We start from the raw sequence: 14525 nt of genomic DNA, 5'->3' as shown, positions 1-14525 counted from the left end.
GCGGAGAAACTGCGGGACAATGCAAAATTGTAAACTCTCGTCTGTGAATTCTTCTCCTCGTATCTACCGCAGCCTGCCGCGCTTCGACTCCAGCCGCCCCAGCGCCGTGACCATAGGCAATTTCGACGGCGTGCATCGCGGCCACCAGGCGATCCTGGCGCGCGTGGCCGACCACGCCCGCAAGCACGGCCTGGCGCCCACGGTGATGACCTTCGAGCCGCATCCGCGCGCCTATTTCGCCGCCAAAGGCCACCGCCCCGAACTGATTCCCACGCAAGTCAGCAGCCTGCGCGACAAGATGTGGTCGCTGGCGCACCACGGCATCGAGCAGATCGTCCTGGAACGCTTCAACCAGCGCCTGGCCGACATGTCGGCCCAGGCCTTCATCGAACAGCTGCTGCTGCGCGGCCTGAACACGCGCTGGCTGCTGGTGGGCGAAGACTTCCGCTATGGCCACAAGCGCGGCGGCGACATCGAACTGCTGCGCAGCATGGGCGCGCGCCACGGCTTCCAGGTCGAGACCATTTCGGACGTGGCCGACGAGCACGGCCACCGCATCTCCAGCTCGGAAGTGCGCACCGCGCTGGCGGTGGGCGATCTGCGCCGCGCCGAGCACCTGCTGGGCCATACCTACCACATCAGCGGCCACGTGGTGCACGGCCAGAAGCTCGGGCGCAGCCTGGGTTTTCCGACGCTGAACCTGCGCGTACCGCCGCTGTGCGCGGTGCGCTCGGGCATCTATGTAGTGCGGGCCCACGGACTGGCCGAGACTCCCTTGCCGGGGGTGGCCAGCCTGGGGGTGCGCCCCACCGTGGCCGGCGACGGCCAGGTGATGCTGGAAGTGCATCTGCTGGACTGCCGCATTGACGCATACGGTAAACTCACACGCATCGAATTCCTCGAATTTCTGCGGGACGAGGAAAAATTTCCCGACCTACCCACTCTGACTGCCGCCATCGACAAAGATGCGCGCAGCGCTCGCGACTATTTCGCCGTCCATGGACTATAGAAACACGCTCAATCTGCCCGATACTCCATTCCCCATGCGCGGCAACCTCGCCAAGCGTGAGCCGGCCTGGATCGCCGGCTGGGAAGAAAAGAAAGTCTATGCCGCGATACGCGAGGCCAGCCGCGGCCGCCCCAAGTTCGTGCTGCACGACGGCCCGCCCTACGCCAACGGCGACATCCACATCGGCCATGCCGTCAACAAGATCCTGAAGGACATCATCGTCAAGAGCCGCGCCATGGCCGGCTACGACGCGCAATACGTGCCGGGCTGGGACTGCCACGGCATGCCCATCGAGATCCAGATAGAAAAGAAGTACGGCAAGAACCTGCCGGTGGCGGAAGTCCAGGCCAAGGCGCGCGCCTATGCGCTGGAACAGATCGACCGCCAGCGCAAAGACTTCAAGCGCCTGGGCGTGCTGGCCGACTGGGATCACCCCTATCTCACCATGAACTTCGGCAACGAGGCCAACGAGCTGCGGGTGCTGGCGCGCATCATGGACAAGGGCTATGTGTACCGCGGGCTCAAGCCGGTGAACTGGTGCTTCGATTGCGGTTCGGCGCTGGCCGAGGCCGAGGTCGAATATGCCGACCGCACCGATCCGGCGGTCTACGTGGCGCTGCGCTTCGGCAACCGCGACAAGCTAGCGCACGCCTTCGGCCTGGCGGCGGTCGAAGACGGCGCCATCGTCATCTGGACCACCACTCCCTGGACCCTGCCGGCCAACCAGGCCCTGAACGTACATCCCGACATCGACTACGCGCTGGTGCTGCTGGACGAAGCGCGCGCCACCGGGCGCTGCCTGCTGCTGGCCAAAGACCTGGTGCAGCCCTGCCTGGAAAAATGGGGCCTGAGCGGCAGCATCCTCGCCGTGGCCAAGGGTTCGGCCCTGGCCAATCTCGAATTCAAGCACCCGCTGTACGACGTCGACCCGGGCTACCGCCGCATGTCGCCGGTATACCTGGGCGACTACGTCACGCTCGAGGCCGGCACCGGCGTGGTGCACTCCTCGCCCGCCTACGGCGTCGAAGACTTTGTCTCGTGCAAGGCGCACGGCCTGGCCGACGAACAAATCATCAATCCGGTGATGGGCGACGGCCACTATGTTCCCAGCCTGCCGCTGTTCGGCGGCATGATGATCTGGAAGGCCAATCCGAAAATCGTCGAAACGCTGCAAGAGGCCGGCAACCTGCTGGAAGTCGAGCAGCACCGGCACAGCTACATGCACTGCTGGCGCCACAAGACCCCCATCATCTATCGCGCCACCAGCCAGTGGTTCGCCGGCATGGATCGCCTGCCGCGCTCGGGCAAGTCACTGCGCGAGACCGCGCTGGAGGGCGTGGAACAGACCGCCTTCTACCCCGCCTGGGGCCGCGCGCGGCTGCACGCCATGATCGCCAACCGCCCCGACTGGACCCTGTCGCGGCAGCGCCAATGGGGCGTGCCCATGGCTTTCTTCGTGCACAAAGAAACCGGCGAACTGCATCCGCGCACCGTCGAATTGCTGGAACAGGTCGCGCAGCGCGTCGAGCAGCACGGCATCGAGGCCTGGCAGTCGCTCGACCCGCGCGAACTGCTGGGCGACGAGGCCGACCAGTACGTCAAGAACCCCGACACGCTCGACGTCTGGTTCGATTCGGGCAGCACGCACGCCACGGTGCTGGGCGGGCGCGACCACGATCTGCAGGGCTCGCACGCCGACGCGCTGCAGTGGCCCGCCGACCTGTACCTGGAAGGCTCCGACCAGCATCGCGGCTGGTTCCACTCGTCGCTGCTCACCAGCTGCATGCTGTATGGCCGGCCGCCCTACAAGGCCTTGCTGACGCACGGTTTCGTGGTCGACGGCCAGGGCCGCAAGATGAGCAAGTCGGTGGGCAACGTGGTGGCGCCGCAGAAGGTCTCGGACTCCCTCGGCGCCGAGATCCTGCGCCTGTGGACGGCCGCCACCGACTATTCGGGCGAGCTGTCGATCTCCGACGAAATCCTCAAGCGCGTGGTCGAAGGCTATCGCCGCATCCGCAACACCCTCAAGTTCCTGCTGGGCAACCTGGGCGACTTCGACCCCGCGGCCGACGCCCTGCCGCTGGAACACATGTTCGAGATCGACCGCTACGCGCTGGCCATGACCGCGCGCATGCAGTCCGAGGTGCTGGCCAACTACGAGCGCTACGAGTTCCACCCGGCGGTGGCGCGCCTGCAGGTCTTCTGTTCGGAAGACCTGGGCGCCTTCTACCTGGACGTGCTGAAAGACCGCCTCTACACCACCGGCCGCAACAGCATCGCGCGGCGTTCGGCGCAAACGGCGCTGCATCACGTAACGCACGCGCTGCTCAAGCTGCTGGCGCCGATTTTGTCGTTCACGGCGGAAGAAGCCTGGGCCGACCTGCATGGCGGCGAGTCGACGGCCAGTATCTTCACCGAACTCTTCCACGCACTGCCCGCGCAGGTCGACGCCCAGGTGCTGCTCGACAAATGGGGCCGCCTGCGTGAAATACGCGCCGACGCCCTGCGCAAAATAGAAGAGGTGCGCAGCGCCGGCCTGATCGGCTCGTCGCTGGACGCCGAACTTGACGTTTACGCCGCGGGTGACGACCACAGGCTGCTGGCCTCGCTGGACGACGATCTGCGCTTCGTGCTGATCGTCTCGCGCGCCACCGTGCACGAATCGGCACAAGACCTGCGCATCGAGGTCAGCCCCACCGAGCACAAGAAGTGCGAGCGCTGCTGGCATCACCGCGCCGACGTCGGCCGCGACCCCGAGCACCCCGAAATCTGCGGGCGCTGCGTGGACAATCTGTTCGGCCACGGCGAAGTGCGGCACCATGCCTGAGGCTTCGGAATCCGGCCGCGATACAGGGCCGGCCGGCCGCGCGCTGCGTACCCGCCGCGCCTGGCGCTTCTGGGCCTGGCTGGCCGCGGCGGCGCTGATCGTGCTGCTGGATCAGGTCGTCAAGGCCTACTTCGACACGCACCTGCACTACGGCGAGCGCCTGCACATACTGCCCTTTTTCGACTTCACGCTGCTGCACAACACCGGGGCGGCCTTCAGCTTCCTGGCCGAGGGCCAGGGCTGGCAGCGCTGGCTGTTCACCGCCATCGCCATCGGCGCCGCGGCGCTGATCATCAATCTGCTGCGGCGCGATTCCGGCCAGTTGCTGTTCTGCTCCTCGCTGACCGCTATCCTCGGCGGCGCGGTGGGCAACGTGGTGGATCGCATCCAGCACGGCCACGTCGTCGACTTCCTGCTGTTCTACTGGCGTAACTGGTATTTTCCGGCGTTCAACATCGCCGACGTCGCCATCACCTGCGGCGCGATCCTGCTGATCCTGGACGAGCTGCTGCGCATCGGACGCGAACGCCGCCGCAGGTTATGATCGGCATATCAGCGGGCCGGGCGGCCAGCGGAGAGCAAGCTTCGTGACACAAGATCTCGCAGACAAGCGCATCGTCCTCGGGCTGACCGGCGGCATCGCCTGCTACAAAAGCGCCGAGCTGCTGCGCCGTGCGCAGGACGAAGGGGCCGTGGTCGACGTGGTCATGACGGCCGCGGCGGCGCAGTTCATCACGCCCACCACCATGCAGGCGCTGTCCGGGCGCCCGGTCTACCTGGACGCCTTCGACGCGCGCATGCCCAACAGCATGGCGCACATCAACCTGACGCGCGGCGCCGATGCGGTGCTGGTGGCACCGGCCAGCACCGACTTCATCGCCCGGCTGGCCCACGGCATGGCCGACGACCTGCTGGCCACACTGTGCGTGGCACGCGGCAACTGCCCGCTGCTGGTGGCCCCCGCCATGAACCGAGAAATGTGGCTGCATCCGGCCACGCAGCGCAACGCCGCGCGATTGCGCTCGGACGGCGTCGCCATCCTGGGCCCGGCCGAAGGCAGCCAGGCTTGCGGCGAAATCGGCGGCGGCCGCATGCTCGAGCCCGGCGAAATTCTTGCCGAACTCATCGCCTTCTTCCAGCCCAAGGTGCTGGCCGGGCGGCGCGTGGTCATCACCGCCGGCCCCACGGCCGAGCCCATAGACCCCGTGCGGGTCATCAGCAATCGCTCCTCGGGCAAGACCGGCTACGCCCTGGCGCGGGCCGCGCGCGAGGCGGGTGCCGAGGTCACGCTGGTGTCGGGGCCGACACTGCTGGCCGCGCCCGCCGGCGTGGCGCGCGTCGACGTGGAAAGCGCCAGGCAGATGCACGCCGCCGCGCTGCAAGCGGTGCGCGGCGCCGACCTGTTCGTCGCCGTGGCAGCGGTGGCCGACTGGCACGTGGCCAATGCCTCGGACAGCAAGCTCAAGAAAACCGAGGGCGGCGGCGCCCCCGAACTGCGCTTCGCCCCTAACCCAGACATCCTGGCCGAGGTCGCCCGCCTGCCCGACGGCCCCTGGTGCGTGGGCTTTGCCGCCGAAACCGAAAACCTGTACGAACACGCGCGCGCCAAGCGGGAGCGCAAGGGCGTGCCGCTGCTGGTGGGCAACCTGGCGCAACACGCCATGAATGCCGAGACCACGCAACTGGTATTGTTCGACGCGCAGGGCGAAGCCGAATTGCCCGTGCTGCCCAAGATGGAAGCCGCGCGCCGGCTGGTGCAAGAGATCGCCGCCAGGCTGGATCGCGCCCGGCCCCGGCGCTGACCAGACGACACGGCATTGCAAGATCATGAACGACTCGAACCGCCACGCAGGCCCCAACGATGGCGACTATGCCTCGTACCTGCAGCAATTGAATGCCCCGGCCAATGGCTCGCCGGCAACGCCTGGTGGGCAGCGCGCGGCCGAACCGCAAGCGGGCCAGACCCACGCCTCCGGCTACGACCATGGCGCCGCCGCGCCGGCCTCGCCTGCGCAGCAACAGGCCGAACCCCGCCTGCGGGCGCCGCGCTTCATCGGCACGCTGCTGATCATTGCGGCCTGGGTGCTGTTCTTCGTGGCGCTGTGGCTGGGCATCCAGGCCTGGCACGCCAGAACCGGCCATATGGACGAATGGCTGCCCGCGGGCTTCGCGCTGATCGCCGCGCGGCTGCTGCTGGCCATGGGCAAAGCGGCGCGCAACCCGCGCGTGCAGCCGCAAGATCCTGAGAAGTCGTTTCCCGAACACATCGAGTATTAGGGCCTGCTGACGCTAAAAGAGGGGCGCATGGCCCTAGGGCCCAGCCCGGTTGACACGAGCTCGCACTATCAATTTATGCATTTATGATGCATCATTGATGCAGCGGCGCTGCGGCACATCCATGACAGCCGCTGCCTCATCTGCCATCACCCAATGAAACTCACCGATTTCGCCGATTACAGCCTGCGCGTCCTGATCTACGCGGCGTTGCGGCCCGGCGAACTGGTCACGGTGCAGGAAATCGCCAGCACCTTCGACATCCAGCGCAATCACCTCGTCAAGGTCGTCAACGCACTGAGCCGCTCGGGCTACCTGACGACGGTGCGCGGCCGCGCGGGCGGCCTGCGGCTGGCGCTGGAACCAGAAGAAATCAATGTGGGCGAGGTGATCCGATCCATGGAACCCGACTTCCATATCGTCGAGTGCTTCGACGACAAGAACAACCAGTGCCTGATCACCGCGGCCTGCGGCCTGCGCGGCATACTGGGCGGAGCGCTCGAGGCCTATTTCGATTATCTGGACGGCTACACGCTGGCCGACCTGCTGGTGCAGCGCCGCTCTTTGGTGCGCGCCCTGAACAAGGAAGCGCCGATACATTTCGTGTCGCGGCAGAAGCACTGAAGCGCAAGCAATTCACATCGACGGTGATGCCATGCATCGCGAGACTCGCCCTATGCAGCGAAATAGCTAATTGGAATATGCCTTCCAGAGACCACCAGATCAAACGCCACTGCGTACATCAGCGAGCCTCGGGATCATTGCTCAGGCGACTCAGGCGGTATTCAGTTTTTTCGCCCGACTCCACCAGCGTCACTTCGATCATCCAGTCTCCATCATCCAACTGGCGCAGAGGGCGGCCGATCTCATATTTCGGCCCGAAAGGCCCAAAGCTCTTGATCTTGCCAATAGGAACAACTGGCGGCGCAATAGTGGCTTGCATGCGAATTCTCCAGGAATCACCCGCTGCGATTTTGCGGATCGCTCGGTTCAATCTCGACATAAGCACCACAGTACATCAACTGGTCATCGTGCACAGCACTTGTGCTTGAAAACATCCGTGCAGGCTTTCCCCTTACCCAGGCGGGTTCAAGCGAGAAACGACACGGAACTCACTACGGTCCGCGCAGACTATGACGCACTCGATCTCATTCAGCCAAGGCTTCCAGTTCCTTCGATGTCGAAGCCGGCAGCCGCCGGCCCTCTTTGGCGATGTTGACCTGCAAGGCCGCCTGCGCCACCTCCAGAACGCCCTGGGCCGGCGCATAGCCGCCCCTGGCCTGCAGCCACGCCAGCACGTCCGCCAGGTGCCAGATCGACGCACTGCCTTCATGCACCGGCGCCGGAAAGCTGCCGGTATGAGCCAGCATCAGCTTGCGCATGTTCTGCCGCGATACGCCGACGACCTCGGCCACGTCGGTCAGCCCGACGAGATCCGGCGCCACCTCGATCAATTGCGCCGCAGGCGCGGCGCGGCGCACGGCGGCCAGTGCGCTGCGCACGGCCGCGTCGGCATCCGCGGCCTCGCGGGTGAATTCCAGCGCCAAGCGCCCTGGCTGCCCTATGCCCACCAGGGCATCGTCGCAACCGGCTTCGCCCAGGCGTTCGACCAAGGCATTCGGGTCGCAATCACCGCTGGCGAGCTGGTACTTCAAGGTGAAGGTATATTCCATCGCGTTACTCCTGGGCACCCTCGCCGGCTTCGCGCTGTCTGCGGTGCGTGCTGCAGTTGTCTACGACGCGCCGCAAGGCGCGCGCGTGATTGCCTGGGTTTCTTGGCGTGCTCCACACACTGGTAATGCAGAATTCGCCGCAGCGGCATTCTGCATCGTTATATGGACAATAAATGCGCCCCCAAGCATGGCTGCCGCCGATTTCGATGCGCCAGCCTTGATCTTCAGCGTGCCTGAGCGCTTCCTCGATCTCTTTCCCTGGATGAGAAGGACGGGCCATCAATAGCCTCCAGTATGAAAGAAGCCGATAAGGTTGTCAAGTGACAACTTTCATGCCATTTCAGGCCTTTGTTGTCTTGAACACGGGAATCAGCATGCTCTATGGTCTGGCTCGGCGCATGTGCCGCGGGCCTGCTGCAGGGCGAAGGCAGCCCGAGTCTGGAATGAGCAACGCAAAGTATGCGGCGCCGCGATGAGGCCGGGCGCCTGTTGCGATAGGCGAATCACTTGCGGGTTGTATCTTGCCCGCAGAAGTGTACGTGCACAGCTACCAGCTCAAGCGGCGGGTCAGGCGGTGCAGCAGCACGTCGAAACGGCGCGCCTGCTGCGGGCTTTCGTGCCGGAGCGCGACATAGGCGCGTCCGGCGAGGCGGCAGGCCGCCTCGGCGCCATCCGCCTCGGCAAGCGCAGCCAGGCTCTCCAGCAATAGGCCGCTCAAGGCTTCCAGAGTGGGCTCGGCGCCGGACTCCGGTGCCGCTGCAGGTATCGGCGTCGGCACCGGCGCCGCCGCGAGAGCGGGCGCCGATGCTGGGACGGACGCAGATGCCGGTATGGGCGTGGATACCGGCACGGACGCGGATGCCGATGCAGGTGCGGACGCCATCAACTCAGGTTTAGGTGCCGCGGTATCGTCTGCGGCCATCAGGACCAGGCCCTGCTCTCGTCGATACCCAGGTGCTGCTTGGCCGCCCGGCTTGCCATGCCGGGGTTCCAGGGCGGGTCGTAGGTCAGTTCGACGGCGACCTCTTCCACTCCGTCCACCGCAATGGCGCAGTTGCTGGCGCCTTCCATCAGGTAATTGGTGGCCGGGCAGCCGCGCGTCGTGGTGGTCATGGAAACGCGTACGTGGTCGCCCTCTTCGACCGTGACGCCGTAGACCAGCCCCAGGTCGACGATGTTGTAGCCCAGCTCGGGGTCGATGACCTGGTGCAGCGCCAGCCTGACCTGCTCGGCCAGCGGGTCGGCCAGCGGCGCCTCGTGCAAGGGCGCCCCGTTCTCGGACATGCTCATGCGGCCTCCTCGCGCCCGGCCCCGACCCGCACCAGCAGCTTGTAGGTATCGGCCTCGAAGCCGCCGCGCCACTGATGGCCGCGCTTGGCCAGCTCGGGCAGCAGGAACAGCGGCTCGCGGTTCAGCAGCGCCGCCAGTACCTGGCCGTCGGCCATGCCTTCGATGGTCGCCAATATATTGACCATGGGCTCGGGAGGATCCAGCTCGCGCACGTCCATGCTCTGGGCCGGCTCGGGCCAGGCCTGGCCGGCCGCGTCTGCGGATGCGCCGCCCGCGCCCGCGCCCGCGCCTTGTGCGCCGGCCTGCGCCGCCGGCGCGGCACCGTTCGGATAGAACTCGATTTCCCAGTCGCCGTCGGCTAGCGGCTTCTCGCTATGGGCATAGCCCTTGGAGCCCAGCACGTGGAACAGCGGCGTGGGCTTGAAGGTGGCCAGCAGGCGCAGGCCTTTGTCGGGCGCAAGCGTTGCAACCGCCTCCATGATTTTCTCGAACGGCTCGCCGCCGGCGCGCAGGATCGGGCGTACATCGAGTTCGACATATTCGATAGGCTTCATCGTCATCTCTGTTCAAGGATGGATAGGGGTAAAGGAATACAGAACGCTGGGCTTGTGCGCGCCATCGGGCAGGCGCAGCTCGGGCTTGACGTCCAGCAGCAGGCGGGCGCGCAGCAGGTGGAAGACGATGCCCGCGGTGCCCAGCAGCGCCGCCGCGGCGCATACGCGAAACAGCGGCGCCAGGCCGGCCAGCAGCGCGGCGCTGCCCAGCCAGACCGCCACGAAATACACAAAAAACCATTTGCGTGCGGCCTGCTCAGTGACCAGGTCTTGTACGCGCGGCGTCGGCTTTTTGCCCAGCACCGGCCCATAGCATTCGAGCCAGGTCAGAAACGGCACGATCTTGTAGAGCTTGGCCAGGCCCAGGCCGGACAGCCAGCCGAAGGCCAGCAAATACACCAGCGCCGGCAGGTGCCGCTCCAGCCCGCCCGAAGCAAGCAAAACCAGCAGCAGGCACACCGCCAGTGCCAGCGATATCTGGGCCAGCATCGCCATCTTGCTGTTCAGTTCGATCTTGCGGCGCTTGCGGGCCCGGTACAGGTGCACCATGTCCTTGCCATACAAGGCCAGGCAGGCCAGCGCCAGGGCGCCTGCAAGCAGCAGCACCCAGCCCAGCGGCACTGCTGTATATATGGCCGCAATGCCGCCTACGATGGCGACAAACAGCGCGCCACAGCCCAGCGCAAACCCCAGGCGCGTGCCGCGCCCGTTCAGTTCGGGCGCCAGCATGAACATGGCCAGCAGGCGATAGCTGACCCCCATGGCGGTAAACGTGAGCCAGCCGCCCAGGCCGGCGGCGATATGCACGGCCAGCCCCGCATGCACCAGCCGCAGCACGGGCCCGTATGTCAGCACGCCGCCCAGCGCCAGGGCAAACACAATGCCCAGGGCCAGTACCGCCAGCAGACAGGCCAGCCCCACCGCAACGAAACGGGCCGGCACGGATAGCGGGCCGGCGGCCCAGAGCGTGCGCCCCAGGTTCCACAGCACCAGGCCGAAACCCGCCGCCAGCAGCACGGCTGCGAAAACAAAGCAAGGCGAGCCTGTACGGATGCTGCCAGCCAGTTGCATGAAGCCGCAAACCAGCGCAAGCAGGCCGGCCAGCAGGCAACAGAGCGCGGGCAGCGGCAGCGAATTACTATGCAGCGGCTGCGCGGTCAGCACCGGCACGAACTGGAACAGCGCGCCGCAAAGCAGCAGGCTGAGCCAACCCAGCGCGACGATATGCACCAGCGCCAGCGTAGCCGGTGCCGCCGCAGGCGCCTGGGGGTAGCCGTAGCCCAGCACCATCAGGGCCTGCGCGATCGCGAACGCCCCCAACGCCGCCACGAAATACGACATAGTCCAGCGCGACAGGGCAATATTGTTCATATTTCAACTTCCTTGTGCCGCTGCGGCACCCCGCTGTGCCTGCAAGGCCGCCCTAGTGCGTGGCCAAGGCCTGCCTGCATGAGGGGTACCGCAAGGCCACGCCTCAAATCAGCGGGCCGCTTCCAGTTTGCCGATCTCGACGCGCCAGACTTGAGGGCCGCGTTCCAGGTATTCCCAGGAGAACTGCTTGGGGTGCTCGGCCTCGAGCTGGTAATACAGGGGCTTGGGATCGTGATCGTTGACCAGAACGAACGACTTGCCAGGCTGCAGTTGCCCCACGAGCTGGAATATTTTCGCGTGACGCTGCGCCGGAATCAGGGTGCGCACGTCGATGACATCGGCGGAAGCTTCAGAAGTACTGGGCATTTCAGGTTCCTTGACTATAGGGTGTGGGTATGAGCGGCGAATAAAGATCGCCCCGCGGCCACGGCGTCCCGTGCTGCCGCAAGCCCCGCAGGCACGTGGACACGCCGTACGGAAGCTTGCGATTTCGATCGTGGAAAAAGTCTACGCCTTTAAATATGCATTGTAAATACATATTTAAAACAGGCGATCGGGATATCATTGCGGCGGCATACCATGTGCAGGAGCCCGGCCAAGCAGGCCGGGCTCCTGCACTCCGATCAAGGAACACATATGTTTAGACGCATCGAAGCCCGAGTGCTCAACCCACTGCTCGGCAAGCAAATCGAGCCGCCCGCCTATGCGACCGACGGCTCGGCGGCAATGGATCTGCGGGCCTGCATCGAAGAACCGGTCACCTTGCAGCCCGGCGGCCGCACCCTGGTCAAGACCGGCATCGCCATCAATATGATGGATCCCGGCCTGGTCGCCATCGTGGCGTCGCGCTCGGGCCTGTCCCTGAAGCACGGAGTGCGGGTCGCCCAGGGCATAGGCGTCATCGACGCCGACTACCACGGCGAGATCGGTGTCATCCTGGCCAACGACGGCCAGGAGCCCTACGTCATACAAGCGGGCGAACGCATCGCCCAGCTGATGTTCCAGCCGGTGATCCAGGTGGCGCTGCAGTACGTAGATCAGTTCTCGACCGAGACCGAGCGCGGCGAAGGCGGCTTCGGCAGCACCGGAAAAAGCTGAGCCGGATACCGGCTATATTCACTTCCCCCAGCTGCTTTGCAAGTGAGCGAGAAAGCTGCTTGCACTGGGTGTGAGGCTGCGATCCTGCAAGCGGATGATCCCCAGCTTGCGCTGAAGCTTGGGCTGGGACAATGGACGAAAGACCAGGCCGGCGTCAAAGGCCGTCGTGATTGCGCCGCCCGGGATGACCGCGATGCCGACGCCGCTGCGCACGCATTGCATGATGGTGACGAACTGGCTCACCGTCACGGCACATTTGAGCGACAGGCCCATGCCGGAAGCCAGGCCGTCCAGCAGCCTGCGGGTCTGGGATTCGCGCGGCAGCGACACCAGCGGATAGTGGGCAGCCTGGCGCAGGGTCACGCCGCGGCTGTCGGCCAGGGGATGCGCGGCCGGCATCACTACATGAAAACCCGCCCGCCCCAGAAGAATCTGCTCGAAGCCTTGCGGCACCTCGTCGATATAAGTGATGCCTATATCGGAGACGCCGCTGCGCACGTCTTCTACGACATTCCCGTGCACCCCCTCGCGCAGCTGGATCTCTATGCCGCTGCGGGACTGCCGGTACGAGGCAACAATTTCCGGCAGCTTGGAATAGGCAATCGACATCACAGCGGAAACAATGACCTGGCCGCGCTGCTCGTCGGCTATTTCGCGGATGCTTTCCACGGAAATCCGCAGATCGTTGAGTATCCGGTGGGCCACCGCGACGAATTCCGCCCCGGCCGGCGCCACCTCGACGCGACGTGTGGTTCTGCGAAAGAGCTCCACCCCCAAGGCCGATTCGACACGCTGCACGATCCGGGTCAACGCGGGTTGAGAGACATTCAAGGTGAGCGACGCCGCCATAAAGCTGCCAGATTCGGCAACGGTGCACACAGCCTGCAATTCGCGGGCACTGAGATCGGGTAATACGTTATTTTTCATGCCGCCCGCCGGAATTCAGATCTATATGCACATTATAAAGTTGCGCATCCCAGAGTCGTGGAGCCGCTGGTATTGTCAATATCGGCAAAGCCCGTAGCTACGGTGGCCCAGCTTGAAGAGACGGCAACGCAGCGATGCGGCCGTGCCGCCCCCGCGGCCCTACAGCCCCAGATAGGCCTTTTGCAGCTCGGGGTCGTCGATCAGTTCCTTGGCCGGGCCGCTGCGCACGATGTGGCCGGTTTCCAGCACATAGCCGCGGTCGGCCGTGGCCAGCGCCAGGTGGATGTCCTGCTCGACCAGCAGCACGGTGACGCCCTGGCTGCGGATGCTGAGCAGCACTTCCATCAGCTGGTCGACGATGATCGGGGCCAGGCCCAGGCTCATCTCGTCGACCATCAGCAACCGGGGTTGCGCCATCATGGCGCGCGCCATGGCGCACATCTGCTGCTCGCCGCCCGACATGCTGCCGGCCAGCTGCTTGCGCCGCTCGGCCATGCGCGGGAACAGCCCGTAGATGCGTTCCAGGTCTTGCGCCACCTCGCTGCGGTTCTTGCGGTGGTAGGCCCCCATCAGCAGGTTGTCCTGCACCGACATGCGGTCGAACAGCTGCCGCCCTTCGGGCACCTGCACCATGCCCTGCTCGAACACCTGGTCGGGCGTGCTGCCGTTGATGGGCCGGCCCTGGTAGCGGATCTCGCCGCTGCAGGGCAGCAGGCGCGACAGCACCCGCAACAGGGTGGTCTTGCCCGCGCCGTTGCTGCCTACCAGGGCCACGATTTCGGATTCGCGGATTTCGAGGTCGGCGTTTTCCAGCGCCAGCATCTCGCCGTAGCCGGCCGACACGCCGCGCATCTGCAGCAGGGGGGCATTGCTTTGCGGACTCGGGTTCATGCGCGTTTCTTTCCCAGATAGGCTTCGACGACGGTCTGGTTGGCCAGCACCTCGGCGGGCGCGCCGTCGGCGATCTTCTCGCCGTGGTGCAGCACCATGATGCGATCCGACAGCGTCTTGATGGCCTTGATGACGTGTTCGATGACCAGCACGCTGATGCCCTGGCTGCGCACCTTGCGGATGACCTCGATGACCTCGTCGATTTCGGTCAGGTTCAACCCCGCCATGACTTCGTCGCACAGCAGCACCTGTGGCTGCATGGCCAGGGCCTTGGCCAGTTCCAGCCGCTTGCGGTCGGGCCCGCCCAGTTCTTCGGCACGCTGCTCGATGTGCCGGCCCAGGCCGACGAAGTCCAGGCATTCGCGCGCCTTCTCGCGCGCCACGCGCAGCTTCTTCTCGCCGCCGCCGCGCCCGAACAACGCACCCACCGCCACGTTGTCCAGCACCGACAGGCCGGGGAAGGGGCGCATGATCTGGAAGGTGCGCCCGATGCCCAGCCGTGCCCGCTTGTAGGCGGGGATGGCATTGATCGGCTGGCCCTTGAAATACACCTCGCCCTCGGTGGGCGCGAGCGTGCCGCTGAGCAGGCTGATGAGCGTGGTCTTGCCGGC

The 14525-nt window shown here is 65.5% G+C and carries 18 protein-coding genes; 7 read left to right on the top strand and 11 right to left on the bottom strand.

Features of this window, described 5'->3' with window-relative positions:
- The first annotated feature begins 43 nt into the window (after nt 1-43).
- The 6 genes from CEY11_RS20745 (at nt 44) to CEY11_RS20720 (ending at nt 6734) form a co-directional block, all read left to right on the top strand.
- Nucleotides 44-1009 (top strand): bifunctional riboflavin kinase/FAD synthetase, encoded by a 966-nt coding sequence (locus tag CEY11_RS20745; RefSeq protein ID WP_233155008.1) that lies wholly within the window; start codon nt 44-46, stop codon nt 1007-1009.
- A complete protein-coding gene (gene ileS / locus CEY11_RS20740) occupies nt 999-3836 on the top strand; it encodes an isoleucine--tRNA ligase (RefSeq protein ID WP_088605338.1) in 2838 nt (945 codons plus the stop codon). Before CEY11_RS20745 ends, ileS begins: the two co-directional genes overlap by 11 nt.
- Nucleotides 3829-4380, top strand: coding sequence for a signal peptidase II (gene lspA / locus CEY11_RS20735; protein WP_088605337.1), 552 nt, complete (start codon nt 3829-3831; stop codon nt 4378-4380). The genes ileS and lspA overlap by 8 nt, the downstream gene beginning before the upstream one ends.
- 43 nt (nt 4381-4423) lie before the next feature.
- Nucleotides 4424-5638: a bifunctional phosphopantothenoylcysteine decarboxylase/phosphopantothenate--cysteine ligase CoaBC gene (gene coaBC / locus CEY11_RS20730; protein ID WP_088605336.1), complete on the top strand. Its 1215-nt coding sequence runs from the start codon at nt 4424-4426 to the stop codon at nt 5636-5638.
- Between the two features lie 25 nt (nt 5639-5663).
- Complete coding sequence (locus tag CEY11_RS20725) at nt 5664-6113, top strand: hypothetical protein (protein ID WP_088605335.1); 450 nt, start codon at nt 5664-5666, stop codon at nt 6111-6113.
- Nucleotides 6114-6266: 153 nt separating this feature from the next.
- Nucleotides 6267-6734, top strand: a complete 468-nt coding sequence (locus tag CEY11_RS20720) for an Rrf2 family transcriptional regulator (RefSeq protein WP_088605334.1) — start codon at nt 6267-6269, stop codon at nt 6732-6734.
- A 118-nt stretch (nt 6735-6852) separates the two neighbouring features.
- Here CEY11_RS20720 and CEY11_RS20715 read toward each other — a convergent pair whose 3' ends face one another.
- The 8 genes from CEY11_RS20715 to CEY11_RS20685 all read right to left on the bottom strand — a co-directional run bounded on the left by CEY11_RS20715 (nt 6853) and on the right by CEY11_RS20685 (nt 11364).
- The gene (locus CEY11_RS20715) at nt 6853-7053 is read right to left on the bottom strand and encodes a DUF5397 domain-containing protein (RefSeq protein WP_088605333.1); all 201 of its coding nucleotides are present in this window, start codon (nt 7051-7053) and stop codon (nt 6853-6855) included.
- A 205-nt stretch (nt 7054-7258) separates the two neighbouring features.
- Complete coding sequence (locus CEY11_RS20710) at nt 7259-7783, bottom strand: helix-turn-helix transcriptional regulator (protein WP_088605332.1); 525 nt, start codon at nt 7781-7783, stop codon at nt 7259-7261.
- 4 nt (nt 7784-7787) lie between these two features.
- Nucleotides 7788-8063, bottom strand: a complete 276-nt coding sequence (locus CEY11_RS25825; RefSeq protein WP_088605331.1) for a hypothetical protein — start codon at nt 8061-8063, stop codon at nt 7788-7790.
- A gap of 267 nt (nt 8064-8330) precedes the next feature.
- The gene (locus tag CEY11_RS25275; RefSeq protein ID WP_198958954.1) at nt 8331-8633 is read right to left on the bottom strand and encodes a hypothetical protein; all 303 of its coding nucleotides are present in this window, start codon (nt 8631-8633) and stop codon (nt 8331-8333) included.
- 71 nt (nt 8634-8704) lie between these two features.
- Nucleotides 8705-9073 (bottom strand): metal-sulfur cluster assembly factor, encoded by a 369-nt coding sequence (locus tag CEY11_RS20700; RefSeq protein ID WP_088605330.1) that lies wholly within the window; start codon nt 9071-9073, stop codon nt 8705-8707.
- Nucleotides 9070-9627, bottom strand: coding sequence for a DUF2249 domain-containing protein (locus CEY11_RS20695; RefSeq protein WP_088605473.1), 558 nt, complete (start codon nt 9625-9627; stop codon nt 9070-9072). Before CEY11_RS20695 ends, CEY11_RS20700 begins: the two co-directional genes overlap by 4 nt.
- Nucleotides 9628-9639: 12 nt before the next feature.
- On the bottom strand, nt 9640-10998 hold the full coding sequence (locus CEY11_RS20690; RefSeq protein WP_088605329.1) for a hypothetical protein: 1359 nt from the start codon (nt 10996-10998) through the stop codon (nt 9640-9642).
- A 108-nt stretch (nt 10999-11106) separates the two neighbouring features.
- Entirely contained in the window at nt 11107-11364 is a 258-nt protein-coding gene (locus CEY11_RS20685; RefSeq protein WP_088605328.1) for a DUF2249 domain-containing protein, read from the bottom strand.
- Nucleotides 11365-11634: 270 nt separating this feature from the next.
- Here CEY11_RS20685 and dut point away from each other — a divergent pair, with 270 nt between their 5' ends.
- Nucleotides 11635-12096, top strand: coding sequence for a dUTP diphosphatase (gene dut / locus CEY11_RS20680; RefSeq protein WP_088605327.1), 462 nt, complete (start codon nt 11635-11637; stop codon nt 12094-12096).
- An 18-nt stretch (nt 12097-12114) separates the two neighbouring features.
- Here dut and CEY11_RS20675 read toward each other — a convergent pair whose 3' ends face one another.
- The 3 genes from CEY11_RS20675 to CEY11_RS20665 all read right to left on the bottom strand — a co-directional run.
- Nucleotides 12115-13023, bottom strand: coding sequence for a LysR family transcriptional regulator (locus CEY11_RS20675; RefSeq protein ID WP_088605326.1), 909 nt, complete (start codon nt 13021-13023; stop codon nt 12115-12117).
- Nucleotides 13024-13182: 159 nt separating this feature from the next.
- Nucleotides 13183-13914, bottom strand: coding sequence for an ABC transporter ATP-binding protein (locus CEY11_RS20670; protein WP_088605325.1), 732 nt, complete (start codon nt 13912-13914; stop codon nt 13183-13185).
- The coding region (locus CEY11_RS20665) for an ABC transporter ATP-binding protein (RefSeq protein ID WP_088606040.1) at nt 13911-14525 on the bottom strand (615 nt) is incomplete at its 5' end. The genes CEY11_RS20670 and CEY11_RS20665, both read right to left, overlap by 4 nt.

Origin of the sequence: Candidimonas nitroreducens (assembly GCF_002209565.1) — a bacterium.
Taxonomy (GTDB): domain Bacteria; phylum Pseudomonadota; class Gammaproteobacteria; order Burkholderiales; family Burkholderiaceae_B; genus Candidimonas; species Candidimonas nitroreducens.
Note: the sequence above shows the minus strand (reverse complement) of the source record. Positions and strands in the feature narration are given on the sequence as shown.

Coding starts and splice junctions, on each gene's coding strand:
- ileS (WP_088605338.1), top strand. CDS start 999: ATGGACTATAGAAACACGCTCAATCTGCCCGATACTCCATTCCCCATG.
- CEY11_RS20690 (WP_088605329.1), bottom strand. CDS start 10,998: ATGAACAATATTGCCCTGTCGCGCTGGACTATGTCGTATTTCGTGGCG.
- CEY11_RS20720 (WP_088605334.1), top strand. CDS start 6,267: ATGAAACTCACCGATTTCGCCGATTACAGCCTGCGCGTCCTGATCTAC.
- CEY11_RS20695 (WP_088605473.1), bottom strand. CDS start 9,627: ATGAAGCCTATCGAATATGTCGAACTCGATGTACGCCCGATCCTGCGC.
- dut (WP_088605327.1), top strand. CDS start 11,635: ATGTTTAGACGCATCGAAGCCCGAGTGCTCAACCCACTGCTCGGCAAG.
- lspA (WP_088605337.1), top strand. CDS start 3,829: ATGCCTGAGGCTTCGGAATCCGGCCGCGATACAGGGCCGGCCGGCCGC.
- CEY11_RS20670 (WP_088605325.1), bottom strand. CDS start 13,914: ATGAACCCGAGTCCGCAAAGCAATGCCCCCCTGCTGCAGATGCGCGGC.
- CEY11_RS20710 (WP_088605332.1), bottom strand. CDS start 7,783: ATGGAATATACCTTCACCTTGAAGTACCAGCTCGCCAGCGGTGATTGC.
- CEY11_RS20715 (WP_088605333.1), bottom strand. CDS start 7,053: ATGCAAGCCACTATTGCGCCGCCAGTTGTTCCTATTGGCAAGATCAAG.
- CEY11_RS25825 (WP_088605331.1), bottom strand. CDS start 8,063: ATGGCCCGTCCTTCTCATCCAGGGAAAGAGATCGAGGAAGCGCTCAGG.
- CEY11_RS20675 (WP_088605326.1), bottom strand. CDS start 13,023: ATGAAAAATAACGTATTACCCGATCTCAGTGCCCGCGAATTGCAGGCT.
- CEY11_RS20685 (WP_088605328.1), bottom strand. CDS start 11,364: ATGCCCAGTACTTCTGAAGCTTCCGCCGATGTCATCGACGTGCGCACC.
- CEY11_RS20725 (WP_088605335.1), top strand. CDS start 5,664: ATGAACGACTCGAACCGCCACGCAGGCCCCAACGATGGCGACTATGCC.
- CEY11_RS20700 (WP_088605330.1), bottom strand. CDS start 9,073: ATGAGCATGTCCGAGAACGGGGCGCCCTTGCACGAGGCGCCGCTGGCC.